Origin of the sequence: Dokdonella fugitiva (assembly GCF_004342425.1) — a bacterium.
GTDB lineage: Bacteria > Pseudomonadota > Gammaproteobacteria > Xanthomonadales > Rhodanobacteraceae > Dokdonella_A > Dokdonella_A fugitiva.
Genome location: NZ_SLWQ01000002.1, coordinates 386474 through 411702, shown reverse-complemented (window position 1 = coordinate 411702; position 25229 = coordinate 386474). Strand labels below are relative to the sequence as shown.

The 25229-nt window shown below is 67.7% G+C and carries 23 protein-coding genes and 5 tRNA genes; 25 read left to right on the top strand and 3 right to left on the bottom strand.

Annotation, left to right across the window (positions count from 1 at the left end):
- Nucleotides 1-206: 206 nt before the first annotated feature.
- The 3 genes from EV148_RS06155 (at nt 207) to EV148_RS06145 (ending at nt 2532) form a co-directional block, all read left to right on the top strand.
- Entirely contained in the window at nt 207-569 is a 363-nt protein-coding gene (locus EV148_RS06155; RefSeq protein WP_131995058.1) for a Spx/MgsR family RNA polymerase-binding regulatory protein, read from the top strand.
- A gap of 2 nt (nt 570-571) precedes the next feature.
- Nucleotides 572-1723 carry a succinyl-diaminopimelate desuccinylase gene (gene dapE, locus EV148_RS06150; protein WP_131995055.1) on the top strand — a complete coding sequence of 384 codons (1152 nt, stop codon included), beginning with the start codon at nt 572-574 and terminating at the stop codon, nt 1721-1723.
- A gap of 371 nt (nt 1724-2094) precedes the next feature.
- Nucleotides 2095-2532 carry an energy transducer TonB gene (locus EV148_RS06145; RefSeq protein ID WP_158287345.1) on the top strand — a complete coding sequence of 146 codons (438 nt, stop codon included), beginning with the start codon at nt 2095-2097 and terminating at the stop codon, nt 2530-2532.
- A 232-nt stretch (nt 2533-2764) separates the two neighbouring features.
- On the opposite strand, the gene prfA is transcribed toward EV148_RS06145, so the two are convergent.
- Entirely contained in the window at nt 2765-3847 is a 1083-nt protein-coding gene (gene prfA, locus EV148_RS06140) for a peptide chain release factor 1 (protein WP_131995049.1), read from the bottom strand.
- Nucleotides 3848-3943: 96 nt separating this feature from the next.
- The gene (gene hemA / locus EV148_RS06135) at nt 3944-5221 is read right to left on the bottom strand and encodes a glutamyl-tRNA reductase (RefSeq protein WP_131995046.1); all 1278 of its coding nucleotides are present in this window, start codon (nt 5219-5221) and stop codon (nt 3944-3946) included.
- A 331-nt stretch (nt 5222-5552) separates the two neighbouring features.
- Between hemA and EV148_RS06130 the strand changes: the two genes are divergently transcribed.
- The 9 genes from EV148_RS06130 to EV148_RS06090 all read left to right on the top strand — a co-directional run bounded on the left by EV148_RS06130 (nt 5553) and on the right by EV148_RS06090 (nt 13217).
- Complete coding sequence (locus EV148_RS06130; protein WP_158287344.1) at nt 5553-7127, top strand: tetratricopeptide repeat protein; 1575 nt, start codon at nt 5553-5555, stop codon at nt 7125-7127.
- Nucleotides 7124-7735, top strand: coding sequence for a lipoprotein insertase outer membrane protein LolB (gene lolB, locus EV148_RS06125; RefSeq protein ID WP_131995040.1), 612 nt, complete (start codon nt 7124-7126; stop codon nt 7733-7735). Before EV148_RS06130 ends, lolB begins: the two co-directional genes overlap by 4 nt.
- Nucleotides 7732-8616, top strand: coding sequence for a 4-(cytidine 5'-diphospho)-2-C-methyl-D-erythritol kinase (gene ispE, locus EV148_RS06120; RefSeq protein WP_131995037.1), 885 nt, complete (start codon nt 7732-7734; stop codon nt 8614-8616). Before lolB ends, ispE begins: the two co-directional genes overlap by 4 nt.
- A gap of 123 nt (nt 8617-8739) precedes the next feature.
- Nucleotides 8740-8814: transfer RNA gene (locus tag EV148_RS06115), tRNA-Gln, on the top strand.
- Between the two features lie 105 nt (nt 8815-8919).
- Entirely contained in the window at nt 8920-9876 is a 957-nt protein-coding gene (locus EV148_RS06110; RefSeq protein WP_131995034.1) for a ribose-phosphate diphosphokinase, read from the top strand.
- A gap of 181 nt (nt 9877-10057) precedes the next feature.
- On the top strand, nt 10058-10735 hold the full coding sequence (locus EV148_RS06105; RefSeq protein WP_131995031.1) for a 50S ribosomal protein L25/general stress protein Ctc: 678 nt from the start codon (nt 10058-10060) through the stop codon (nt 10733-10735).
- A 57-nt stretch (nt 10736-10792) separates the two neighbouring features.
- A complete protein-coding gene (gene pth, locus EV148_RS06100) occupies nt 10793-11380 on the top strand; it encodes an aminoacyl-tRNA hydrolase (protein WP_131995523.1) in 588 nt (195 codons plus the stop codon).
- Nucleotides 11381-11472: 92 nt separating this feature from the next.
- On the top strand, nt 11473-12564 hold the full coding sequence (ychF, locus tag EV148_RS06095) for a redox-regulated ATPase YchF (protein ID WP_131995028.1): 1092 nt from the start codon (nt 11473-11475) through the stop codon (nt 12562-12564).
- Nucleotides 12565-12677: 113 nt separating this feature from the next.
- Nucleotides 12678-13217 carry a DUF1579 family protein gene (locus EV148_RS06090; RefSeq protein ID WP_131995025.1) on the top strand — a complete coding sequence of 180 codons (540 nt, stop codon included), beginning with the start codon at nt 12678-12680 and terminating at the stop codon, nt 13215-13217.
- Here the strand turns inward: EV148_RS06090 and EV148_RS06085 are convergent.
- The gene (locus EV148_RS06085; RefSeq protein ID WP_131995022.1) at nt 13214-14290 is read right to left on the bottom strand and encodes a DUF11 domain-containing protein; all 1077 of its coding nucleotides are present in this window, start codon (nt 14288-14290) and stop codon (nt 13214-13216) included. The two genes, EV148_RS06090 and EV148_RS06085, sit on opposite strands and share 4 nt — an antisense overlap.
- A gap of 125 nt (nt 14291-14415) precedes the next feature.
- On the opposite strand from EV148_RS06085, the gene EV148_RS06080 reads away from it, so the two are divergent.
- The 13 genes from EV148_RS06080 (at nt 14416) to rpoB (ending at nt 25200) form a co-directional block, all read left to right on the top strand.
- Complete coding sequence (locus tag EV148_RS06080) at nt 14416-14907, top strand: acyl-CoA thioesterase (RefSeq protein WP_131995020.1); 492 nt, start codon at nt 14416-14418, stop codon at nt 14905-14907.
- Between the two features lie 102 nt (nt 14908-15009).
- Nucleotides 15010-15095: transfer RNA gene (locus EV148_RS06075), tRNA-Tyr, on the top strand.
- 204 nt (nt 15096-15299) lie between these two features.
- Nucleotides 15300-15373 (top strand) — tRNA-Gly (locus EV148_RS06070).
- A 120-nt stretch (nt 15374-15493) separates the two neighbouring features.
- Nucleotides 15494-15569: transfer RNA gene (locus EV148_RS06065), tRNA-Thr, on the top strand.
- Between the two features lie 63 nt (nt 15570-15632).
- Complete coding sequence (gene tuf, locus EV148_RS06060; protein ID WP_131994983.1) at nt 15633-16823, top strand: elongation factor Tu; 1191 nt, start codon at nt 15633-15635, stop codon at nt 16821-16823.
- A 128-nt stretch (nt 16824-16951) separates the two neighbouring features.
- Nucleotides 16952-17027 (top strand) — tRNA-Trp (locus EV148_RS06055).
- Nucleotides 17028-17106: 79 nt separating this feature from the next.
- The gene (gene secE, locus EV148_RS06050) at nt 17107-17493 is read left to right on the top strand and encodes a preprotein translocase subunit SecE (protein WP_131995017.1); all 387 of its coding nucleotides are present in this window, start codon (nt 17107-17109) and stop codon (nt 17491-17493) included.
- A 9-nt stretch (nt 17494-17502) separates the two neighbouring features.
- Nucleotides 17503-18063 (top strand): transcription termination/antitermination protein NusG, encoded by a 561-nt coding sequence (gene nusG, locus EV148_RS06045; protein WP_131995014.1) that lies wholly within the window; start codon nt 17503-17505, stop codon nt 18061-18063.
- Between the two features lie 187 nt (nt 18064-18250).
- Nucleotides 18251-18679 carry a 50S ribosomal protein L11 gene (gene rplK / locus EV148_RS06040; RefSeq protein WP_131995011.1) on the top strand — a complete coding sequence of 143 codons (429 nt, stop codon included), beginning with the start codon at nt 18251-18253 and terminating at the stop codon, nt 18677-18679.
- A gap of 2 nt (nt 18680-18681) precedes the next feature.
- Nucleotides 18682-19383: a 50S ribosomal protein L1 gene (gene rplA / locus EV148_RS06035; protein ID WP_131995008.1), complete on the top strand. Its 702-nt coding sequence runs from the start codon at nt 18682-18684 to the stop codon at nt 19381-19383.
- A 397-nt stretch (nt 19384-19780) separates the two neighbouring features.
- Nucleotides 19781-20299, top strand: a complete 519-nt coding sequence (gene rplJ, locus EV148_RS06030) for a 50S ribosomal protein L10 (RefSeq protein WP_131995005.1) — start codon at nt 19781-19783, stop codon at nt 20297-20299.
- Nucleotides 20300-20356: 57 nt separating this feature from the next.
- On the top strand, nt 20357-20728 hold the full coding sequence (rplL, locus tag EV148_RS06025) for a 50S ribosomal protein L7/L12 (RefSeq protein ID WP_131995002.1): 372 nt from the start codon (nt 20357-20359) through the stop codon (nt 20726-20728).
- 302 nt (nt 20729-21030) lie between these two features.
- A complete protein-coding gene (gene rpoB, locus EV148_RS06020) occupies nt 21031-25200 on the top strand; it encodes a DNA-directed RNA polymerase subunit beta (RefSeq protein ID WP_131994999.1) in 4170 nt (1389 codons plus the stop codon).
- Nucleotides 25201-25229 lie beyond the last annotated feature (29 nt).

Sequence of the window (25229 nt, the reverse complement as noted above, 5' to 3'; positions counted from 1 at the left end):
TGGCGTGTGGGGGAGGGACATACCTCATCCGTTCGCCCCGGACGCAGGCCGCGGACTGGAGTCGAAGGGCCGTCGTCCTCGAGGGGCGCTTCGACTCCGCCGCTTCGCGTGCTCCATGTCGCGCATTCCGGCACAGTTGCTCCCCCGGAAAATGCGGTCGCGCCGCGTTACGCTCCAGCCCACAGCCACAGCCCAAAGACCTCGCCATGACCACCCGCATCTACGGCCTCGACAAATGCGACACGTGCAAGAAGGCACGCAACTGGCTGGACCGCTTCAAGGAGCCTTACGAGTTCGTCGACTACCGTGCGCAGCCGATTCCGGCCGCATTGCTGAAGGAGTGGGCGCCTGCGCTCGGCGGATGGGAGAAGTTCGTCAATCGCGCGTCGACGACGTGGCGCGCGTTGCCCGAGGCGCGCAAGTCGCCGGGGAGCGCCGCCGAATGGACGCTGCTCATCAGGGAATATCCGGCGCTGATCCGCCGCCCGCTCATCGTCATGGATGACGGCAGCGTGTACCAGGGATTCAGCGACGCGCTGTTCAAGCGCCTCTTCCTCGCGGAAGCGTGACGATGCCGTCGCCGGTGTTCGAACTCACCTGCGAGCTGATGCGCCGCGCATCGGTGACGCCCGACGACGCCGGTTGCCAGGCCTTGATCGGCGAGCGCCTCGGCCGCGCCGGCTTCGCGATCGAGCACCTGCGCTACGGCGACGTCGACAACCTGTGGGCGACGCACGGCGACGGCGCGCCCGTGCTCGTCTTCCTCGGACATACCGACGTCGTGCCGAGCGGACCGGCCGCGAACTGGACATCGCCGCCGTTCGAACCCGTCGTGCGGGACGATCGCCTGTACGGACGCGGCGCGGCCGACATGAAGTCCGGCGTCGCGGCGATGGTCGTCGCGCTCGAGGAATTCGTGCGCGCGCAGCCGCAGCATGCCGGCACCATCGCGCTGCTCGTGACGTCCGACGAGGAGGGCGCGTCGATCGACGGCGTGCGCCGCGTCGCCGACGAGTTCCGCCGCCGCGGCCAACGCATCGATGCCTGCGTCGTCGGCGAACCATCGTCGAAGCAGCGCCTCGGCGACCTCGTGCGCATCGGCCGACGCGGCTCGCTGACCGGGCGGCTCACCGTGCGCGGCGTGCAGGGACATGTCGCCTATCCGGAAAAGGCGAACAATCCGATCCATGCGTTCGCGCCCGCCCTGGCCGCACTCGTCGCGGAACGCTGGGACGAAGGCAACGACGCGTTTCCGCCGACCTCGTTCCAGCTGTCCAACCTCGACGCGGGCACCGGTGCCGACAACGTGATCCCGGGCGAACTGCACGCGGTGTTCAACTTCCGCTTCGGCACAGCGAGTACCGCGCAGGCACTGCGCGAGCGCACCGAAGCGATCCTGCGCCGCCACGGCGTCGACCTCGGCGCCGGCGCGGGCACGCTCGACTGGTGGCTCTCGGGCGAACCCTTCGCGACGCCGGCCGGGCCGCTGCGCGCGGCCGCGCTCGCGGCGATCCGCGAGTCGTGCGGCGCCGAACCCGAACTCAGCACGGGTGGTGGTACCTCGGATGGCCGCTTCATCGCGCCGCTCGGCGCGGAAGTGGTCGAACTGGGTGTGTGCAATGCGAGCATCCACAAGGTCGACGAACACGTCGCGCTCGACGAACTCGAGCGCTTGCCCGCGCTGTACGGGGCGATTGCAGCGAGGATGCTGGGCGGTCGCTAGTTTCGAGCGCTTTTGACGCCGCGCCGGGTGTGCGATACGTTGGGCGCATTGTGCACAAGGAGGGGCTTCCATGCGTCGATCGATTCCCATCCTGCTGCTTGCCCTCCTGGGTGGGCAGGCTTGCGCCGAGGAAACCGGCAAGCCGCTGCACCTCACGCGTTCGTGGCGGTTGTCGCTCGACGCGGCCGGGCGTGTCGCCAGCCTCGACGGCGATCGGGAACTGGACCCGGCCATCCGCGTGCCGCTCGAACAGGCGATCCGGCGGTGGGAGTTCGAGCCCGGCCGTGTCGCGGGCGAACCCGCGCCGACCGAAACGACGCTCACCCTCGACGTCACCTTCCATGCGGCCCCCGACGGCAACTACGTCGCGCATGTCGACGACGCCCCGCGTCGGCGGCACGATCGATTTCAAGCCCGGCAAGATGGCACCGCCGCGCATCCCGCGCGATGCGGTGCGCATCGGGCTCGTCGCGCGGGTCGTGGTGAAGGCCGAGTACGACGGCGACGGCCGCATCGTCTCGGTCGAGCCGCAACGCGAGGAGGGCATCAATTCGCTGCCGTCGCTCGAGCGGGCGACGGTGAACGCAGTCAAGCGCTGGACCGTCGTGCCCGAGCGCGTCGGTGGCCATGGCGTCGCTTCGAGCGTCATGGTGCCGATCTGTTTCACGGTTACGCGTGGCCTGCACGCGCCCGATTTCGACTGCACATGGACGCCGGCAGGCACGCGCACTCGCGTCGGTGATGGCAGCGCGTACGCGCTACAGCCTGCGGCGAAGCTGCTCAGCGACGTGATCGGACACGCACTGTGATTCCGGCTGGAACGGGCATATGAAGGCGATCGTCGCGTGGTGGCATCCTGCCGGTGGCCTCGACCCGCTCGCAGGGAAAGCCGCGATACCGCTGTGCTTCCGGCTCAATGGCCTGAACCCGCGGGACTGCGAATGGAAGAATCTGCGCACCGCGCCAAGGGCAGCAGCGACGCCGTCGCCCTCGATCCGGTCGCACGGCTCGACAGCGATGTGATCGGCAGCGTGCTCTGACTCAGCCCGCGGCGGTCAGCATCTGCAACTGGTCGGCCTGGTCCTCGCGCGTGAGCGTGTCGACGAGTTCGTCGAGGTCGCCCGCGACGATTTCCGGCAGGCGGTACAGCGTGAGGTTCACGCGGTGGTCGGTCACGCGCCCTTGCGGATAGTTGTAGGTGCGGATGCGCTGGCTGCGGTCGCCCGAGCCGACCTGCAGGCGGCGTGATTCGGCCTGCGCCGCGGCCTGCTTCGACTGCGCGTCGTCGAGCAGGCGCGCCTTCAGCAGCGACAGCGCGCGCGCGCGGTTCTTGTGCTGGCTGCGCTCGTCCTGGCACTCGACGACGATGCCGCTCGGCAGGTGGGTGATGCGGATCGCCGAGTCCGTCTTGTTGACGTGCTGGCCGCCCGCGCCCGAGGCGCGGAACGTGTCGATCTTGAGGTCGGCGTCCTTGAGTTCGATCTCGTCGACTTCGTCGAGTTCGGGCAGGATCGCGACGGTCACCGCCGAGGTGTGGATGCGCCCCTGCGATTCGGTTTCCGGAACGCGTTGCACGCGATGCGTGCCGGACTCGTACTTCAGGCGCGAGTACGCGCCGTGGCCTTCGACGCGCGCGATCACCTCCTTGTAGCCGCCGTGCTCGCCGTCGCTCGCCGACAGTATTTCCACGTTCCAGCGGCGGCGCTCGGCGTAGCGCAGGTACATGCGCAGGAGGTCGCCGGCGAAGATGGCTGCCTCGTCGCCGCCGGTGCCGGCGCGGATTTCGAGGAACAGGTTGCCTTCGTCGCGCGGATCCCCGGGGATGAGCAGGCGGTTGAGTTCATCCTCGAGGCGGGCGCGTTCGGCATGCAGCAGCTCGATCTCTTCGCCGGCGAGGCCCTTGAGGTCCGGGTCGCGCAGCATCGCCTGCGCCGATTCGAGCGCGCTCGCGTTCTCGTCGTACGCGCGCAGCGCGTCGGCGAGCGGGGTGAGCTGCGCATGTTCGCGCGAGACCTCGCGCAGGCGCCTGGCGTCGCCGAGCACCTCGGCGCTCGCGAGCAGGTGTTCGAGTTCTTCGTGGCGCTCGACGAGTTGTTCGAGCTTGCGGCGGATGCTGGCTTGCATGGGGCCTGGCGGTTCGGTGGGGGTGGCGCGGCAACCCGGCGGGCGGATGGCGCGTGAGCGGGAAGCGGCGGCGGGGGCCGCCTGTGGCGCGCGAAGCTAACGTTCGCGCTCGGCCGACGCTGCGGGGGCGGTGTCGAACAGCCGTTCCGCCGCGCGCAGCAGCTCGTCGTCGCCGCGCAGCGCGGCCGCGCGCAGATTCGCGCTCGGCGCGTGCAGCAGCTTGTTCGTCAACGTGTTGGCGAGGAACGCGAGTGCTTCCTCGGGGGACTTGCCGCGCGCGAGCAGCGCCTGTGCCTTCGCCAGCGTTTCGTCGCGGTTCGCTTCGGCGACGCGGCGCAGGTCGACGACGGGATTGCGCGCGTCGAGCGCGCGCCACCAGCCCATGAAGTGCTCGACCGACAGTTCGATCATCGCCTCGGCCTCGCGCGCGGCCTCGCGCCGCGAACGCAGGTTGTCGTCGATGATCTCGCGCAGGTCGTCGATCGTGTAGAGGTACACGTCCTCGATCTCGGCCGTGCTCGGCTCGACGTCGCGCGGCACGGCGATGTCGACGATGAACATCGGCTTGCGCTTGCGCGCCGCGATCGCCGCGGCGACCTGGTCGCGCAGCAGCACCGGTTCGCGGCTCGCGGTCGAAGCGATCACGACGTCGGCTTCGGCCAGATGCTTCTCGATGTCCGACAGCGAGATCGCGTAGCCGCCGAAGCGCGTCGCGAGTGCCTGCGCGTTGTCGAGCGTGCGATTGGCGACGATCAGGCGACGCGCCTTGGCTTCGACGAGGTGGCGCGCGGCGAGCTCGACCGTCTCGCCCGCGCCGATCAGCAGCACGCAGGCCTCGCCGAGGTCGGCGAACACGCGTTCGGCGAGGCGCACGGCGGTGAACGCGACCGATACCGGGTTCGCGCCGATGCGCGTGTCCGAGCGCACGCGCTTGGCGACCGCGAAGGTGTTCTGGAACAGGCGCTCGAGCGGTGCCTTGAGCGTGTGCGCGTCGCGCGCATACGCATACGCGTCCTTGACCTGGCCGAGGATCTGCGGTTCGCCGAGCACCATCGACTCGAGCCCGGTCGCGACGCGGAACAGGTGGCGCACCGCGTCCGCGTCATGGTGCCGGTAAAGGAACTCGTCCACGCGAGCGCTGGTCAACTCACGGTGGCGGTGCAGCCAGCCGGCCGGTACGTGCTCGGCACCGGGTTCGACCGTGCAATAGAGCTCGGTGCGATTGCAGGTGGACAGGATCGCCGCTTCGCGCACGCCCGGTTCCGCCGCGAGTCCGGCCAGGGCGCCTGCGGTCGCTTCCGGCGGGAAGGCGACGCGTTCGCGCAGGGCGACCGGCGCGGTCAGGTGGTTGAGTCCGAGGGCAATCAGCGCCATGGTGGAAGGGTCGAAGGGTTCGCGGTTTCCGCCTCGGAAAGGGTCGTCTGCGTCCCGAACGAGGCGCCAGGATCGGCTAAGCTAACCCGGTGCGGCCTGCGCCGCGTTGGCGCGCCGCGAATTGTGCGGGCGCGTTACCGCGATATCAAGCAAGACAAGGCTTTGCATGCGATTCACGATGTCCATCGATCGACTTCCCGCGCTGCGCGCGGCGCTTCCTTTCATGCTGTGCGCCGGGCTCGCGGCGTGCGCGGCGCCGCCGCCGCGGCATGCTGTCGCACCCCTGCCCGCGACTGGGTCGGTGGCGCCGGTCGCTCCCGAGCACGACCTCATGCTGAAACTGCTGACGGCGCAGTTCGCATTGCAGGACAACGACCTCGCCGCGGCGGCGCGCGGGTTCGCCGATGCGGCACTGCTGTCGGATGATCCGGCGCTGTCGGAGGAAGCGACCCGCCTCTCGCTGTCGCAGAAGGACTGGCCGCTCGCGACGCGCGCGCTCGCACGCTGGCAGCAACTCGCCCCCGGCGACGCCGGCGTCGTACAGGCGCGCGCGTGGATCGCCCTCGGCGAGAAGCGCATGGACGCCGCACGCAGCGAACTGTCCGCGCTGGCGATGCGCGGTGGCGACGCGTCGTGGCGCCTGGTCGCGCAGCTGTTGCTGAACGCCGACGACAAGCCCGCGGCTCTGTCGCTGCTCGATGGCCTGCTGGGATCGGCGGCGGCGGTGGCCAGCGAATCGAACCAGGTCGCGCTCAGCCAGCTCGCATACAAGCTCGGTGACAAGGCGCTCGCGCGCCGCATCGTCGATGCGGCGGTCGCGCGTTTCCACGGCGTCGACGCCTACGCCTGGAGCGCGCGCCTCGCGATCGACGGTGGCGACAAGGCAATGGCGCGAAGGATCTATGCCGAGGGCCTCGAACGCGAACCGCAAAGCCTGCGCCTGCGCAGCGGCTACGCCGCGCTGCTCGCCGACAGCGGCGACAACGCCGCCGCCGCGCGCGCACTCGTGGCGGGGCCGCAGGACGACACGACCTACGCGGCACGCGCAGCCTATGCCGCGCGCGCCGTCGACAAGGCCGCGTTGACCGCGCTCTACCGCGAGGTCGAATCCGACAAGACGGAGCGCACGCCCAAGCGGCTCTACCTGCTCGGCCAGATCGCCGAATTGACGGGCAAGCTCGAGGCGGCGCTCGGCTGGTACCGGGAGGTGCCGCTCGAGGACGAGCACGGCTTCGATGCGCAGATGCGGGTCGCGCTCGTGCTCGACCAGCTCGACCGCCTGCCGAAGGCGCTCGACCAGTTGCACCGGCTCGTCGAAATGGCTGCGGGCGACAGCGAGCAGCAGCGTACGGCCTGGCTCGCGGAGGCGGAGCTGCTCGTGCGACGGCAGCGCCAGAAGGATGCGCTGGCCGTCTACGACCGCGCGCTCGCCAACCTGCCGGACGATGCCCGCCTGCTCTACGCACGCGCCCTGCTCGCGGTGGACGAGGGCGACCTCGCTGCAGGCGAGCGCGACCTGCGCCGCGTCATCGAGCTGCGGCCCGACGACGCCGAGGCGCTCAACGCACTCGGCTACACGCTCGCCGACCGCAGCTCCGCGAGCGATCCGCGCCAGCGCGAGGCGCTGGAGCTCATCGAGCGCGCGCTCAAGCTCAAGCCGGAGGAGCCGGCGATCATCGACAGCCTCGGCTGGGTGCGCTACCGGCTCGGCCAGCTCGATGCGTCGGTGCAGGAACTGCGTCGCGCCTACGCCAAGCAGCCCGACGCGGACATCGCCGCGCACCTCGGCGAAGTGCTGTGGGCGCAGGGCCAGCACGACGAGGCACGGCGCATCTGGGACGAAGGGCGCAAGAAGGACGCGAAGAACAAGGCTCTGCTCGAAACGATCCGGCGCATGACGCAATGAGCGCGCCGGTCCTGCGGCGCCTCGCGCTACTGTGCGGCTTGCTCGTCCTCGCCGCGTGCGCCGGTCCGCGCGTGCGACCGCCGCCCGCCGATGCCGACGCGCTCGCGCGCCAGGCCGCGCGCGAGACTGCGCTCGCGATGTCCCCCGGCTGGACACTGCACGGCCGCCTCGGCGTCGCCGACGCGCGCGACAGCGGCAGCGGTTCGCTCGAGTGGCGCCAGCGGGGCGAGGATTTCCGCTTCAGCGTGCATGCGCCGGTCACCGGCAAGACCTGGGTGCTCAGCGGCGGGCGCGGCCACGCCGTGCTCGAAGGCCTGCGTGAGCACGCGGTGGAGGGCGACGACGCGACGGCGCTGCTCGAGCGCGAACTCGGCTGGAAGGTGCCCCTGGCCCAATTGCCGTACTGGGCGCGTGGCCTGCGTACCCCCGGCGAGGCGCGCATCGAATTCCGCGCTGACGGCCTGCCCGCGCAGATCGAGCAGGACGGCTGGAAGGTCCGTTACCTCGCCTGGGACACCACGCACGATCCGCCACTGCCGAGCAAGGTGTTCGCGAGCCGCGGTGACTACAAGGTGCGCCTCGCGATTCGCGACTGGTCCCTGCCATGACGGCGCCAGCGGCCGCCGCAGCCGGCTGGAGCGAATGGCCGGCGCCGGCGAAGCTGAACCTGTTCCTCCACATCGTCGGCCGCCGCGCCGACGGCTACCACCTGCTGGAGACCGTGTTCCAACTGCTCGACCGCGGCGACACGGTGCGCCTGCGCTTGCGCGGCGACGGCGAAATCCGCCGCGTCGCCCCGCTGCCCGGGGTGCCGGTGGAGCAGGACCTCGTGGTGCGCGCGGCGCGTGCGTTGCAGGACGCGACCGGCACACGGCTGGGCGCGGACATCGCCGTCGACAAGCGCATTCCCATGGGGGGCGGGCTCGGTGGCGGCAGTTCCGACGCGGCGAGCACCCTGGTCGGGCTCGACGCGCTCTGGGGTTGCGGGCTCGGCGAGGACCGTCTCGCCGCGCTCGGCCTTGGCCTCGGTGCGGACGTGCCGGTGTTCGTGCGGGGTCGAAGCGCCTGGGCGGAAGGCGTCGGCGAGCGCCTCGTTCCGATCGACCTGCCGCCCAGCTGGTACGTCGTCGTCGACCCCGGCGTGAGCGTGCCGACCGCCGCGCTGTTCCAGGCGCCTGAATTGACACGGGATGCCGCACATCTGACAATCCCGCTCTTTCTTTCGGGCGCCACCACGGTCAACGTGTTCGAGCCGGTCGTGCGCGAACGCCATGCCGCGGTCGCGTCCGCGCTGGATTGGCTGGCGCGCCACGGAAGGGCGCGCTTGAGCGGCAGCGGTGGTTGCGTGTTCGTCGCCACGCCGTCGCGCGAAGCCGCGGAAGCGATCGCGAGGGAATGCCCGCCGGGAATGCGGGCGTGGCCTGCGCAAGGCGTGGTGGAATCGCCACTGCTCGCGCAGCGCCGCGGCTGGGACGGGCGGGGCACCTGAGATCGGCCTTTCGGCGTGCAGGACGCACCGCCGCGCGTCGCGGAGCGACGCGGCGTGGAAACCCGGCGCGGCCTGGCTGCGACGGTTTTCGTGCAGAAGGGCGGGATGCCAGTTGGCTCATGGTGGGGCGTCGCCAAGCGGTAAGGCACCGGGTTTTGATCCCGGCATTCGCAGGTTCGAATCCTGCCGCCCCAGCCACTCCGCGTGGCGCGTGCGCGCGCGGGTTCGGTTGAAGGAATGCAGGGTCCGGCGAGCATGGTGTCCGCCGGCATGGCGCAGCGGAGCAGACTCGTGGATCCCAACATGGATACGTCCGGCCTGCTGGTCTTCGCCGGCAATGCCAATCGCGCGCTCGCGACCTCCATCTGCGCCGAGCTCAACGTGCCGCTCGGCAAGGCGCTCGTCGGCCGGTTCAGCGACGGCGAGGTGCAGGTCGAGATCGAGGAGAACGTGCGCAAGCAGGACGTGTTCGTCGTGCAGCCGACCTGTGCGCCGAGCGCGGACAATTTCATGGAACTGCTCGCCCTCGTCGACGCGCTCAAGCGCGCCTCGGCGGCGAGCGTGACCGCGGTGATCCCGTACCTCGGCTATGCGCGCCAGGATCGCCGGCCCCGCTCGGCACGCGTGCCGATCACGGCGAAGGTCGCGGCGCAGATGATCGGCGTGGTCGGCACCGACCGCGTGCTGACGGTCGACCTGCACGCGGACCAGATCCAGGGCTTCTTCGACATCCCGCTCGACAATGTGTACGCCTCGCCGGTGCTGCTCGCCGACATCTGGCGCTACTACGCGGCGGACAACCTGATCGTGGTGTCGCCCGACGTCGGCGGCGTGGTGCGCGCGCGCGCGCTGGCCAAACGCCTCGACGACGCCGACCTCGCGATCATCGACAAGCGTCGTCCGCGGGCGAACGAGGCGACCGTCATGAACATCATCGGCGAGGTCAAGGACAAGGTCTGCGTACTCGTCGACGACATCGTCGACACCGCGGGCACCTTGTGCGCGGCGGCGGCGGCGCTGAAGAAGAACGGCGCGCGCAAGGTCGTCGCCTACTGCACGCACCCGGTGCTGTCGGGACCGGCGATCAGGAACATCGAGGGCTCCGCGCTCGACGAACTCGTCGTCACCGACACGATCCCGCTGTCGGACGCGGCGCGCGGTTGCAACCGCATCCGCCAGCTGTCGGTCGCGGAACTGCTCGCGGAGACGATCCGCCGCATCGCCTACGGCGAATCGGTGAGTTCGTTGTATGTGGATTAGAGCGGGAATGGGGAATAGGGAATAGGGAATAGGGAATAGGGAATAGGGAATAGGGAATAGGCGACGCGAACCTGCTTTTACCATTCCCCATTCCCCATTCCCCGCTTTTTCACCCTCTCCTGGTCGCGGGAGAGGCCATCGCCGCCGCAGGGCGGCATCATTGCAAGAAGGCAACACACAAATGGCAACCACACACATCATCAACGTCGAAAAGCGCAACGACGAGGGCAAGGGTGCGAGCCGCCGCCTGCGTCGCGCTGGTTACGTCCCGGCGATCGTTTACGGCGGCGAACTCAAGCCGGTCAGCATCCAGATCCAGCACAAGGACGTCTGGCACGCGAGCCAGAACGAATGGTTCTACTCGTCGATCCTCGACCTCAGCCTCGGCGGTGACGTGCAGAAGGTGCTGCTGCGCGACATGCAGCGTCATCCGTTCAAGCAGATCGTGCTGCACCTCGACTTCCAGCGCATCAACGAGAACGAAGCGATCCGCCTGCGCGTGCCGCTGCACTTCCTGAACCAGGAATCGTCGCCGGCCGGCAAGGCGTCGGGCGTCGTCATCACGCACGAGCTCAACGAAGTCGAAGTCTCGTGCCTGCCGAAGGACCTGCCGGAATACATCGAGGTCGATCTGGGCGAGCTGAAGACCGGCGACATCGTGCACCTGTCCGACCTCAAGCTGCCCAAGGGCGTCGAGATCCCCGAGCTGCGCCTGGGCAAGGAACACGACAACGCGATCGTCATCGCCAAGGAAGTCAGGGAAGAGATCGAAGCGGCTCCGGCCGAGGGCGAGGCCGCCGCGGCTCCTGCCGCTGCCGCGCCGGCCAAGGCACCGGCGAAGAAGGACGAGAAGAAGTAACGAGGCTGCGTTTCGCTGCCCGCGTCCGCGCGGGCAGCGTGCGTGCGTATCCGCCACATGGCCGGCCTGCGCCTCATCGTCGGCCTCGGCAATCCCGGGGCCGAACACCTGAGGACCCGGCACAACGCCGGGTTCTGGTTCGTCGACGCGCTCGCCGGGCGCGAGTCGGCGCGCTTCGGCATGGAATCGAAGCTGCGCGGCGAGACTGCGAAGATCGTACTCGGCGGCAAGCCGTTGTGGATGCTCAAGCCGGTCACCTACATGAATGCGAGCGGCGCATCGGTCGGCGCGGCGCTGCGCTACTGGAAGATCGAGCCCGACGAGATGCTGGTCGTGCACGATGACCTGGACCTGCCGCCGGGCACCGCGCGCCTCAAGTTCGACGGCGGCCACGGTGGCCAGAACGGCCTGCGCGACCTGTTCGCGCACATCGGCCATGGCAGGTTCCACCGGCTCAGGATCGGCATCGGCCATCCGGGCCACAAAGACCGCGTCAGCGGCTGGGTACTGGGCCGGCCGTCGAAGGTCGACGAGGACCTCATGCTCGACGCGATCGCGCGCTCGCTCGACGTATTGCCGCTCGCGGTGGCCGGCGAGTTCGAGGCGGCGATGAAGAAGTTGCACACCAACGGCAGGGATTCGTGATTGGTGATTGGTGATTCGAGCCGGTTGCACCCTCCAGGTCCGATGCGTCCGAATCACCAATCACGAATCACCAATCACGGAATTACGCGTCCATGGGCATCAAATGCGGCATCGTCGGCCTGCCGAACGTCGGCAAGTCGACCCTGTTCAACGCGCTGACCAAGGCGGGTATCGCCGCGGCGAACTTCCCGTTCTGCACGATCGAGCCGAACGTGGGCGTCGTGCCGGTGCCCGATCCGCGCCTCGCCGCGCTCGCCGGCATCGCCAAGCCGCTGAAGATCATCCCGACCTCGATCGAGTTCGTCGACATCGCCGGGCTCGTCGCGGGCGCGTCGAAGGGCGAAGGGCTCGGCAACAAGTTCCTCGCGCACATCCGCGAAGTCGACGCGATCGCGCACGTCGTGCGCTGCTTCGAGCACCCGGACATCGTGCACGTCGCCAACAAGGTCGACCCGATTGCCGACATCGAGACGATCGACACCGAACTCGCGCTCGCCGACCTCGAGTCGGTCGACAAGGCGCTCAACCGCGTCGAGCGCGCGGCGAAGGCGAACGACAAGGAAGCGCTGGCGAAGCGGCCGGTGTTGCAGAAGCTCGCCGCCGGCCTCAACGAAGGCCGCGTCGCGCGCAGTCTCGGCCTCGATGCGGAGGAACGCGCGCTCGTGCGCGACCTGTTCCTGCTCACGCTCAAGCCGCTCATGTACATAGCCAACGTGCGCGAGGACGGATTCGAGAACAACCCGCACCTCGACCGCGTGCGCGAGCGCGCGGCCGCGGAAGGCGCCGAGGTCGTGCCGGTGTGCGCCGCGATCGAGGAGGAGATGGCGCAGCTCGAGGACGCCGACCGCGACGAATTCCTCAAGGACCTCGGCCTCGACGAGCCCGGCCTCAACCGCGTGATCCGCGCCGGCTACAAGCTGCTCGGCCTGCAGACCTACTTCACCGCCGGCGAGAAGGAAGTGCGCGCCTGGCAGGTGAAGAAGGGCGCGACCGCGCCGCAGGCCGCCGGGGTGATCCACACGGACTTCGAACGCGGCTTCATCCGCGCCGAAACGATCGCCTACGACGACTACATCAAGTACAAGGGCGAAGCCGGTGCGCGCGATGCGGGCCGCCTGCGCCTCGAGGGCAAGGAGTACGTCGTGCAGGAAGGCGACGTGCTGCACTTCCGCTTCAACGTCTGACCGGCGATCGTCCGGCGCATGCATCGTGCGCCGGCGGCGGGCCTGATAGGTTCCGGCGCCCGATCGCGTTCTCCTGGACGAGCGCCGCATCCGCGGCTGCTGTCGGAGAATCCATGCGCATCGTCCTTGCTGTCACCTTGATGCTCGCCGCCGCCGGCGCGCGGGCAGCGGAACCCGCGCCGGCCAGCGCCCCCGAACTCGACGTGCTCGCGCTCGAAGAGGGCGTCTGGGACGCGGTGATCGAATTCCCGCCGGCCAAGCCGGGTGAAAAGCCGACGCGCGCGACCGGCGTGCAGACCAATACGTTCGTGACCGGCAAGCGCTGGATCCGCAACGATTTCGAGGTCGACGCGAAATACGGCGGCCACGGCACCTGGGGCTACGACCCGAGGAAGCAGCGCTACGTCGGCATCTGGGTCGACAGCAACACGGACTACATCCGGCTCGACGAAGGCGTGTGGGATGCCGCTTCGAAGACGATGACGTGGACGGCGGAACTGCGCCAGCCCGAGCCGCACCCGCCGGCGAAATACCGCATGACCGAGGAGTTCCGCGGCGGCACGCGCGTGCTGACGATGACCGCGATCGGCCCCAGGAGCGGCAAGGAAGTGCCGCTCGGCACGATCACCTTCACGCGCCGCGCGGCGCGCTAACGCCGTGGCCGGCCCGTCGCGCGGGCGGGCAGCGGACGCACGAGCAAGGGCGGGCCGTCGAAACCATTGGCGAAGATCACGTCGCTGACGGCGGCCTCGAGGTCGAGGGTCGCGGTGTTGTTCGTGCCGGCGGGGTCGGTCGCCGGTGCATTGACGACCGCGGTCATCGAATTGGTCAGGGTGCCCGTCGTGCCCGGCGCGACGGTGCCATCGACGGTAAACGTGATATGGCTGCCGGCCGGCAGTGCGGCCTGGCCGATGATGTGGCCGCTGCTGTCCGCGGGGCAGGTCGCGCCGCCACTGCCCGTGCAGGTCCAGGCGGGTGCCTGCAGCGCGGCCGGGAAGGTGTCGACGAGGGTCGTGTTCGGCGAGGACGCGGGCCCCGCGTTGGCGACGACGATCGTGTATTGCAGCGCGCTGCCCGCGGTATACGCGTCCGGCGTCGCGCTCATGCTGACCGAGACGTCCGCATCGGTGGAGACGGTCGTGCAATTGACGACGGCGCGGATGACCCAGTCGCCGGTGACCCCCAGCGTCGCACTGTCGAACCATACGAACGACGAACCGATGTCCGCATAGATCGTATTGTGTCCGGGGGTGTTGCCGTCGGTGTCGCGCACGACGCTGGGATCCGTCCCGGCCACCGGGGGATCGGCGAACTCGAGCGCCACCACCACCGTTTCGTTCATCGTGACCGGCACGACCAGTGGAATCGAGTTGTTCTCGTCGAGGTAGCGCCACTCGTTGAGCGCGTTGTCCTGCAGGACCGGCCCGCCGACTGTCTGCGCCTCGATGCCGGGATTGGGGAATGTGCCGCTGCGATAGATGTGGATCGCACTGCCGATCACGTCGGCGCTCGTGCCGCTCGGCGAACGCCAGAAGATCTGCACCGCGACGAGGTTGCCGTCGCACGGGCTGGTCAGCCACGAGCCGGCCATCTCCCCGCTGACGAAGCCCCAGATGATCGCGGCGCCGCCGAAGTCGGTGAGGGAATCGTTCTTGATCGTGACTTCGTTCGCGCCGGCGTTGCCGGCGAGTGCCAGGGCCAGACCCAGCCAGACCGTCGTGCGCATCGTCGCTCCCCTGATCGCCGCGATTGCGGTCCAGCTTAGGGATCGGCGGCACCGCCTTGCGCGACGCCGGTCACACAAGCGCGCAGCGGGGCGGTAGGCTAACGGGATTGCGAGGGGAGACGCCGATGCCGGGCCAGCAGCGCGAAGTGGAATTCAGGTTCCTGACCGAACCCGGGGACGTCAATTTCGGCGGCAAGGTGCACGGCGGGATGGTCATGAAATGGATCGACCAGGCCGGTTACGCCGCGGCGGTCGGCTGGAGTGGGCGTTATTGCGTGACCGTCGCGGTCGGCGGCATCCAGTTCGTCCAGCCGATTCTCATCGGCGACCTCGTCACGGTCCGTTGCAAGCTCATCCATACCGGCACCTCGAGCATGCATTTCGCGGTCGACGTCATTGCGCGCGACCTCAAGACCGCCGCGGAACGCGTCGCGACGAGTTGCGTGATCATCTTCGTCGCGCTCGATGCGCCGGACGGCAAGCCGGCCCCGGTGCCGGCCTGGCAGCCGACCAGCGAGGAGGATCGGCGGCTCGCCGACTACGCGCAGCGCCTGATCGCGTTGTCCAAGTCGATGGAAGCCGAAGTTTCGCGATTTCGTCCGGCAGCCGCCCCCTGAGCCGGCCCGCGCTCGACGGATTCGCGCGGCGCCCGCTCTTTCGGTGTCCAAGCGCCTTGACACTGGCAGCCCCATGCAAGGAAAATGCGCGGCTCCGTGAACGGAGGGATACCCAAGCGGCCAACGGGGGCAGACTGTAAATCTGCTGGCTTACGCCTTCGGTGGTTCGAATCCACCTCCCTCCACCATCGATCGAGTGCGAAGCGGTTGCCGGGATGGATCGAACCACCCGGGTACGACCGGTTCGACGAATCCGCCGGAGCGGATTCGGCTTGCAGGAAAACGGCGAACGGAATCGCGAGGTGGGATGCAGCCACCGGCCCGGGACGGCCGCCATGGAAACAAACCGGCGGTGGCAACGCCGGCGCAATACCCAAGCAGGTTCGTCCGGCGCGGGAGTAGTTCAATGGTAGAACTGTAGCCTTCCAAGCTACTAGCGCGGGTTCGATTCCCGTCTCCCGCTCCATTGCGCTCCAGCTTTCGAAGCAGGCGGCTTCGAAGCGTCGCAGACGGGCATGATGTCGTTCGAAGGTCCGACTGGATGTCGGTCCGTTCCAAGCGGTCATGGAGGGCCGCCGAAGTACATGCTCACGTAGCTCAGTCGGTAGAGCACCTCCTTGGTAAGGAGGAGGTCGATGGTTCGATTCCATTCGTGAGCACCATCCAAGCGGTCGGTTTCGCCACGCCATCCAATCAGTCGTTTACACCAGATCGGGGTTTTCGCCATGTCCAAGGAAAAATTCGAGCGCAAGAAGCCGCACGTGAACGTGGGCACGATCGGCCACGTTGACCACGGCAAGACGACGCTGACGGCGGCGCTGACGAAGATCGGCGCGGAGCGCTTCGGTGGCGAGTTCAAGGCGTACGACCAGATCGACGCGGCGCCGGAAGAGAAGGCGCGCGGCATCACGATTTCGACGGCGCACGTGGAATACGAGAGCCCGACGCGGCACTACGCGCACGTGGACTGCCCGGGTCACGCGGACTACGTGAAGAACATGATCACGGGTGCGGCGCAGATGGACGGCGCGATCCTGGTGTGTTCGGCGGCGGACGGCCCGATGCCGCAGACGCGCGAGCACATCCTGCTGGCGCGCCAGGTGGGCGTGCCGTACATCGTGGTGTTCCTGAACAAGGCGGACATGGTCGACGACGCGGAGCTGCTGGAGCTGGTCGAGATGGAGGTCCGCGAGCTGCTGTCGAAGTACAACTTCCCGGGCGACGACACGCCGATCGTGAAGGGTTCGGCGCTGAAGGCGCTGGAAGGTGACCAGAGCGAAATCGGCGTGCCGGCGATCATCAAGCTGGTGGAAGCGCTGGACGCGTGGATTCCGGAGCCGCAGCGTGACATCGACAAGCCGTTCCTGATGCCGGTCGAGGACGTGTTCTCGATCTCGGGCCGCGGCACGGTGGTGACGGGCCGCATCGAGCGCGGCGTGATCAAGGTGGGCGACGAAATCGAGATCGTGGGCATCCGTCCGACGCAGAAGACGACGGTGACGGGCGTGGAGATGTTCCGCAAGCTGCTGGACCAGGGCCAGGCGGGCGACAACGCGGGCCTGCTGCTGCGCGGCACGAAGCGTGACGAAGTGGAGCGCGGCCAGGTGCTGGCGAAGCCGGGTTCGATCACGCCGCACACGAAGTTCGAGGCGGAAGTGTACGTACTGTCGAAGGACGAGGGCGGTCGCCACACGCCGTTCTTCAAGGGCTACCGCCCGCAGTTCTACTTCCGCACGACGGACGTGACGGGTGCGTGCGAGCTGCCGGAAGGCGTGGAAATGGTCATGCCGGGCGACAACGTGAAGATGGTCGTGACGCTGATCGCGCCGATCGCGATGGACGAGGGCCTGCGCTTCGCGATCCGCGAAGGCGGCCGTACGGTCGGCGCGGGCGTGGTGGCGAAGATCATCCAGTAAGAACCAACGCCGGGTTGGCGGCTCGCCGGAAGCGAATCGACGAGTCGCCGCATCGGAATCGCTGTTCGTGAGATGTCCAGCATGGATGCTGGTCTGTTCCTTGCGATCAGGGAAGATCGCAAAAGCCTACGCCAGTAGCTCAATTGGCAGAGCAGCGGTCTCCAAAACCGCAGGTTGGGGGTTCGAGTCCCTCCTGGCGTGCCATACGACGACGAGGAAACAGGCGGGGACCCGCTGATAGGCGCGCAAGCGCGACCACAGCACCGGGAAGTCGCCACGAGATATGAACGCCAAGGTCGAAAAAGCGGGCGCATCGAATGCGCTCGACGTCGTGAAGCTCGTGCTTGCCGGCGCGCTGCTCGTCGCGGGTCTGGTCGCGTACTACTACTTCGCGGACTGGAACGGCTGGGCGCGCCTGGGCATGCTCGCGGTCGGCGTGATCGCCGCCGCGGCGGTCGGCGCGTTCACCGGCGTCGGCCGCACGGTGCGTGAATACATCACCGAGTCGCAGTTCGAACTGCGCAAGGTCGTGTGGCCGACGATGGACGAGACCCTGCGCACCACGCTGGTCATCGTCGTCGTCGTGATCATCCTGAGCCTCCTGCTCGGCCTGATCGACCTGCTGCTGAAGTGGGCGGTCCTCGACCACCTGCTGAAGATCGGGCGCTGAGGTGCCGGCATGAGCAAGCGTTGGTACGTCGTGCACGCCTACTCGGGCTTCGAGCATACGGTCGCCCGCTCCTTGAAGGAGCGCGTCGCGCGCGCCGGCATGCAGGAGAAGTTCGGCGAAGTGCTGGTGCCGACCGAGGAAGTCATCGAGATGCGCGGCGGCCAGAAGCGCCGTAGCGAGCGCAAGTTCTTCCCCGGCTACGTGCTCGTGCAGATCGAGACGCACGACGAAGGCAAGGCGCTGAAGATCGACGACGAATCCTGGCACCTCGTCAAGGAGACACCGAAGGTGATGGGCTTCATCGGCGGTACCGCCGACCGTCCGTTGCCGATCAAGGATTCCGAGGCGGAAGGCATCCTGCAGCGCGTGCAGGAAGGCGCCGAGAAGCCGCGCCCGAAGGTGCTGTTCGAGCCGGGCGAGATGGTGCGCGTCATCGAAGGTCCGTTCAACGACTTCAATGGCGTGGTCGAGGAAGTCAACTACGAGAAGAGCCGCCTGCGCGTTGCGGTGCTGATTTTCGGCCGGTCGACGCCGGTCGAGCTGGAATTCGGCCAGGTCGAAAAGGCCTGAGCGTCGCTGCCGACGGACGCTCGAAACCTGCTATACTTTCCGGCTCCCTGCCTGGCCGGGACTGCGACCGGCCGCCTCGTGCGGCCGTTGGCGCATGCGAGATTCACAAGCGTGAAGCCGGGACACGTGAAATTCCCGGCGCGATGGGGAGCCTGAATCGTCAGGCGCTTGCACCCGGAGAAGAGCAATGGCAAAGAAAGTCGTCGGTTACATCAAATTGCAGGTGAAGGCCGGTCAGGCCAACCCCTCGCCGCCGGTGGGCCCCGCCCTCGGCCAGCGCGGCCTGAACATCATGGAATTCTGCAAGGCGTTCAACGCCGCCACGCAGAAGCTCGAGCCGGGCCTGCCGATTCCGGTCGTGATCACCGCGTACTCAGATCGCACGTTCACATTCATCACGAAGACCCCGCCGGCGACGATCCTGCTCAAGAAGGCGGCAGGCATCACGTCCGGTTCGAAGCGTCCGAACACCGAGAAGGTGGGCAAGGTCACCCGCAAGCAGCTCGAGGACATCGCGAAGGCGAAGGAGCCCGACCTGACCGCGGCCGATCTCGATGCCGCCGTCCGCACGATCGCGGGCAGCGCGCGCAGCATGGGCCTGGTGGCGGAGATCTGAACATGAGCACGAAGATCAGCAAGCGTTACAAGGCGCTCAGCGCGAAGGTCACCCCGGGCAAGGTCTACTCGATCGACGAAGCCCTGCAGATCGTCAAGGACGGCGCCAAGGCGAAGTTCCCGGAGTCGGTCGACGTAGCGGTCCGACTCGGCATCGACGCGAAGAAGTCCGACCAGGGCGTTCGCGGTTCGGTGATGCTGCCGCACGGCACGGGCAAGACGGTCAAGGTGGCGGTGTTCTGCCCGCCGGGCGAGAAGGCGGAAGCGGCGAAGGCCGCCGGCGCCGACGCGGTCGGCATGGAAGACCTCGCCGAGCGCATGCAGGGCGGTGACCTCGACTTCGGTCGCGTGATCGCGACGCCGGATGCGATGCGCGTGGTCGGCAAGCTCGGCCAGCTGCTCGGCCCGCGTGGCCTCATGCCGAACCCGAAGGACGGCTCGGTCGCGGCCGATGTCGTCACCGCGGTGAAGAACGCGAAGGCGGGCCAGGTCAAGTTCCGCAACGACAAGGCCGGCATCGTGCACTGCTCGATCGGCAAGGCCTCGTTCGAGGCGAGCGCACTGAAGGACAACCTGAGCGCGCTGCTCGCCGACCTGCAGAAGGCCAAGCCGGCGACGGCGAAGGGCCAGTACCTGCAGAAGGTGTCGATCTCCAGCACGATGGGCGTCGGCGTCCCCGTCGATCCGTCGTCGGTCGTCGCCTGATCGAGAAATGAGGGCCGGCGCGGTGGTTCGCGCCGGTTCGCCTGCCGCTGGCGGCAGGGCGTGACGGCGATCCGGGGGATCGCCGGGCTGTATCGAAAATTTTGAGGGCGACCGCGCGAGCGGGAGCCGTCAAAGACCGCAGGCGGCCGTGACGGCGCGATCGGGACGCAGGGATGCGAGAAGTGCAGGGATCGTCCCGATCCTGCCGGCGAGGCCTCAAAAGCCCAGCCTGCGTAGATGGTGTCGCCTCGTGGAAATCTGGTTCAACGCCTCTGGGCAGACCAGTCGGAACGGGCCACCACCGGGATGCTTCCCGCATCCCCGGCGTCCAGGAAGGATGCCGTTCAGGACCGCAAGCGGCGCGAGCCGTGCGCGGAGTTCAATTGGAGGAGTGCTAATGGCTCTCAATCTGTCCCAGAAGAAAGAAGTTGTCGCCGAACTGGCAGAGGTCGCCGCCAAGGCCCACTCCCTCGTTGCCGTCGAATACGCGGGCACCACGGTCGAGCAGATGACCGCGATGCGCAAGAAGGCCCGCGAAACGGGCGTGTTCCTCAAGGTTGCGAAGAACACGCTCGCCTCGCGCGCCGTCGCCGGTACCGAGTACGAGTGCGTCAAGGATTCGCTGGTCGGTCCGCTGCTGTACGCCTTCTCGAAAGAGGAGCCGGGTGCAGCCGGTCGCCTGATCAAGGAATTCTCCAAGAGCAACGACAAGCTGAAGGCGAAGGTCGTCGCGATGGGTGGCCAGATGTATCCGGCCAGCCACGTCGACGTGCTCGCTTCGCTGCCGACCCTCGAGCAGGCGCTCGGCATGCTGGCGCGTGCACTCGCCGAACCGGCAGCCATGTTCGCGCGCGCCGTCAAGGCGGTCGCCGACAAGCAGGGCGGCGGCGAAGCCGCTCCGGCCGAAACGGCCTGAGCCTTTCCGCCGCCCCACGCTGAACCCATTCCAGAATATTCACCGAGGTAACCATCAATGTCCCTTTCCAACGAACAAATCGTCGAAGCCGTCGCCTCGAAGACCCTCATGGAAGTCATGGAGCTGGTCAAGGCGATCGAAGAGAAGTTCGGCGTCTCCGCCGCCGCTCCGGTCGCCGTCGCTGGCCCGGCTGCCGCCGCCGCCGCTCCGGCCGAAGAGCAGACCGAATTCACCGTCGTGCTGAAGAGCGCGGGTGACAAGAAGGTCGACGTGATCAAGGCCGTCCGCGCGATCACGGGCCTCGGCCTGAAGGAAGCCAAGGACCTCACCGAGGCCGGCGGCGTCCTGAAGGAAGGCGTCTCGAAGGACGACGCCGCGAAGTTCAAGAAGGATCTCGAGGCTGCCGGCGCCACCGTCGAAGTCAAGTGACGCCAGGATGGCGTCACCCCGGACGGCACAGGACGTGCGTTGATCCGGGGTCCAGCTCTTGATGAGTACAGGAAGACGAAAAGCAAAGACTGGATTCCGGCCTCCGCCGGAATGACGAACCCGAAGCCTGGGGGCGAAAGCTCCCGGGCTTTGCCCGTTGCGGCGACGCCGAAGCGGGCATGGGAAATTGCGATGGAGTCCTCATATGAGGGGGTTCCCCGCGCCATTTCCGATGTCCGTTTACCCGCCGGTTTTCTTCCAGCGACGTGCCGCCGTCGCGCGCTGTACGAGGTGTGCCCCTCATGACCCAGACGACCTACTCCTTCACCGAAAAGAAGCGTATCCGCAAGGATTTCGGCAAGCGTCCGCCGGTGCTCGGTGTCCCTTTCCTGCTGGCCATCCAGGTCGACTCGTACCGCGAGTTCCTGCAGGCCGAGGTCGACCCGAACGCGCGCGAGGACAAGGGCCTGCACGCGGCGCTGCGTTCGGTGTTCCCGATCACCAGCTACTCCGGTAGCGCGGCGCTCGAGTACGTCAATTACCGCCTCGGCGAGCCGCCGTTCGACGAGCGCGAATGCCGCTCGCGCGGCATGAGCTACGGCGCGCCGCTGCGCGTGACCGTGCGCCTGGTGATCTACGACAAGGAGTCGTCGAACAAGGCGATCAAGTACGTGAAGGAGCAGGAGGTGTACATGGGCGAACTGCCGCTCATGACCGACACCGGCACCTTCATCGTCAACGGTACCGAGCGCGTCATCGTCTCGCAGCTGCACCGTTCGCCGGGCGTGTTCTTCGACCACGACCGCGGCAAGACGCACAGCTCGGGCAAGCTGCTCTACAGCGCCCGCGTGATTCCCTACCGTGGCTCGTGGCTCGACTTCGAGTTCGATCCGAAGGACGCGCTGTTCACCCGCATCGACCGTCGCCGCAAGCTGCCGGTGACGGTACTGCTGCGCGCGCTCGGCTACACCAACGAAGAGATGCTCGCCATCTTCTTCGAGCACAACGTGTTCCACCTCGGCAAGAAGGACGGCGCCAGGCTGGACCTCGTCGCCGAGCGCCTGCGCGGCGAAACGCTCAACTTCGACCTGCGCGTCGACGACAGCGTCATCGTCGAGGCGGGCAAGCGCATCACCGCGCGCCACGTCAAGCAGCTCGAGAAGGCCTCGATCAAGTCGCTCGAGGTGCCCGACGAATACCTCATCGGCCGCATCCTCGCCCACGACGTCGTGGACACCAAGACCGGCGAGCTGCTCGCGTCGGCCAACGACGAGCTCAATGACGCGCACCTCGAGGCGTTCCGCAAGGCGGGCGTCGACAAGATCGCCACGCTGTGGGTCAACGACCTCGACCGCGGCGACTACATCTCCAAGACCCTGCGTATCGATCCGTCGAAGACGCCGCTCGAGGCGCTCGTCGAGATCTACCGCATGATGCGTCCGGGCGAGCCGCCGACCAAGGATGCGGCGCAGAACCTGTTCCAGAACCTGTTCTTCTCGGCCGAGCGCTATGACCTCGATCGCGTCGGCCGCATGAAGTTCAACCGCCGCGTCGGACGCAAGGACGACAGGGGCCCGGGCATCCTCTACGACGGCAAGTATTTCGGCGAGCGTAGCGACGAGCTGTCGAAGGCGCTGGTGAAGGAATTCGGCGCGGGCTCCGACATCCTCGACGTGATCAAGGTGCTGATCGAGATCCGCAACGGCCGCGGCATCGTCGACGACATCGACCACCTCGGCAACCGTCGCGTGCGCTCGGTCGGCGAGATGGCCGAGAACGTGTTCCGCATTGGCCTCGTGCGCGTCGAGCGCGCGGTGAAGGAGCGCCTGTCGCTGGCCGAGGCCGACGGCCTCACGCCGCAGGACCTCATCAACGCCAAGCCGGTCGCGGCCGCGGTGAAGGAGTTCTTCGGCTCCTCGCAGCTGTCGCAGTTCATGGACCAGAACAACCCGCTGTCGGAAGTGACGCACAAGCGCCGCGTCTCGGCGCTCGGCCCGGGCGGCCTCACGCGCGAGCGCGCCGGCTTCGAGGTGCGCGACGTGCACCCGACGCATTACGGCCGCGTCTGCACGATCGAGACGCCGGAAGGCCCGAACATCGGCCTGATCAACTCGCTCGCCGTGTACGCGCGCACCAACGACTACGGCTTCCTCGAGACCCCGTACCGCAAGGTCAACAACGGCAAGATCACCAATCAGGTCGAGTACCTGTCGGCGATCGACGAAGGCGAATACGTGATTGCGCAGGCGAACTCGCCGCTCAACAAGGATGGCACGTTCGTCGAAGACTTCGTCTCTTGCCGCTTCCGCGGCGAATCGGAGCTGCGCCCGGCGAGCGAGATCAACTACATGGACGTGTCGCCGATGCAGACCGTGTCGGTCGCGGCGGCGCTGGTCCCGTTCCTCGAGCACGACGACGCGAACCGCGCGCTGATGGGCGCGAACATGCAGCGCCAGGCCGTGCCGACGCTGCGCTCGCAGACGCCGCTGGTCGGCACCGGCATCGAGCGCGCGGTGGCGCGCGACTCCGGCGTCACCGTCGCCGCCAAGCGCGCCGGCGTGATCGACCAGGTCGACGCGGGCCGCATCGTCGTGCGCGTGAATGAGGACGAGATCGGCGAGAACGACGCCGGCGTCGACATCTACACGCTGACCAAGTACACGCGTTCCAACCAGAACACGAACCTCAACCAGCGCCCGCTGGTCAACGTGGGCGACCGCGTCGAGCGCGGCGACGTTCTGGCCGACGGTTCGTCGACCGACCTCGGCGAGCTCGCGCTCGGCCAGAACATGCTGGTCGCGTTCATGCCGTGGAACGGCTACAACTTCGAGGACTCGATCCTGCTCTCCGAGCGCGTGGTCGAGGAGGATCGCTACACGACGATCCACATCGAGGAGCTCACCTGCGTCGCGCGCGACACCAAGCTCGGCCCGGAGGAAATCTCGGCCGACATCCCGAACGTCGGCGAGCAGGCGCTTGCGCGCCTGGACGAGTCGGGCGTCGTCTACATCGGCGCCGAGGTCAAGGCGGGCGACATCCTCGTCGGCAAGGTCACGCCAAAGGGCGAGTCGCAGCTGACGCCGGAAGAGAAGCTGCTGCGCGCGATCTTCGGCGAGAAGGCCTCCGACGTTAAGGACAGCTCGCTGCGCGTGCCGCCGGGCATGGACGGTACCGTCATCGACGTCACCGTGTTCACCCGGGACGGCATCGAGAAGGACAAGCGTGCGCGCCAGATCGAAGAGATGGAGATCAAGCGCATCAAGAAGGACTTCGACGACCAGTTCCGCATCCTCGAAGGCGCGATCTACAACCGCCTGCGCGCGGCGCTCGTCGGCAAGGTCGCCAACGGTGGCCCCGGTTCGCTCAAGAAGGGCGCCGAGATCACCGACGAGTACCTCGATGGCCTCAAGAAGGACGAGTGGTTCGCGATCCGCATGAAGGACGAGGACGCGGCCGAGTTCCTCGAGCGCGCGCAGGAGCAGGTCAAGCGCCACAAGGAGGAGTTCGAGCAGCGCTTCAAGGCGAAGCAGGCGAAGATCACCGCCGGTGACGACCTCGCCCCGGGCGTGCTCAAGATGGTCAAGGTCTACCTGGCCGTGAAGCGCCGCATCCAGCCGGGCGACAAGATGGCCGGCCGCCACGGCAACAAGGGCGTCGTGTCGATGATCGTGCCGGTCGAGGACATGCCGTACGCGAAGGACGGCCGTCCGGTCGACATCGTGTTGAACCCGCTCGGCGTGCCGTCGCGAATGAACATCGGCCAGATCCTCGAGGTGCACCTCGGCTGGGCGGCGAAGGGGCTCGGCGAGAAGATCGATCGCATGCTCAAGGCACAGGCGAAGGTCGCGGACCTGCGCAAGTTCCTCGACGAGGTCTACAACTCGAACGCGAGCAAGGAAGCCGCGGCCGGCCACCACGTCAACCTGAAGTCGCTCACCGACGAGGAACTGCTCGCCCTCGCGCAGAACCTCACCGATGGCGTGCCGATGGCGACGCCGGTGTTCGACGGTGCGTTCGAGGAAGAGATCAAGGCGATGCTCAAGCTCGCGGACCTGCCCGAATCGGGCCAGACCACGCTGTACGACGGCCGCACCGGCGAGGCTTTCGATCGCCCGGTCACGGTCGGCTACATGCACATGCTCAAGCTGAACCACCTCGTCGACGACAAGATGCACGCGCGCTCGACCGGTCCGTACTCGCTCGTCACCCAGCAGCCGCTGGGCGGCAAGGCGCAGTTCGGCGGCCAGCGTTTCGGCGAGATGGAAGTCTGGGCGCTCGAGGCCTACGGCGCGGCGTACACGCTGCAGGAAATGCTGACGGTGAAGTCCGACGACGTCTCCGGCCGCAACCAGATGTACAAGAACATCGTCGATGGCGACCACGAGATGGTCGCTGGCATGCCGGAATCCTTCAACGTGCTCGTGAAGGAAATCCGCTCGCTGGCGATCAACATGGAGCTGGAAGAAAGGTGAAGCGGGAATGGGGAATCGGGAATAGGGAA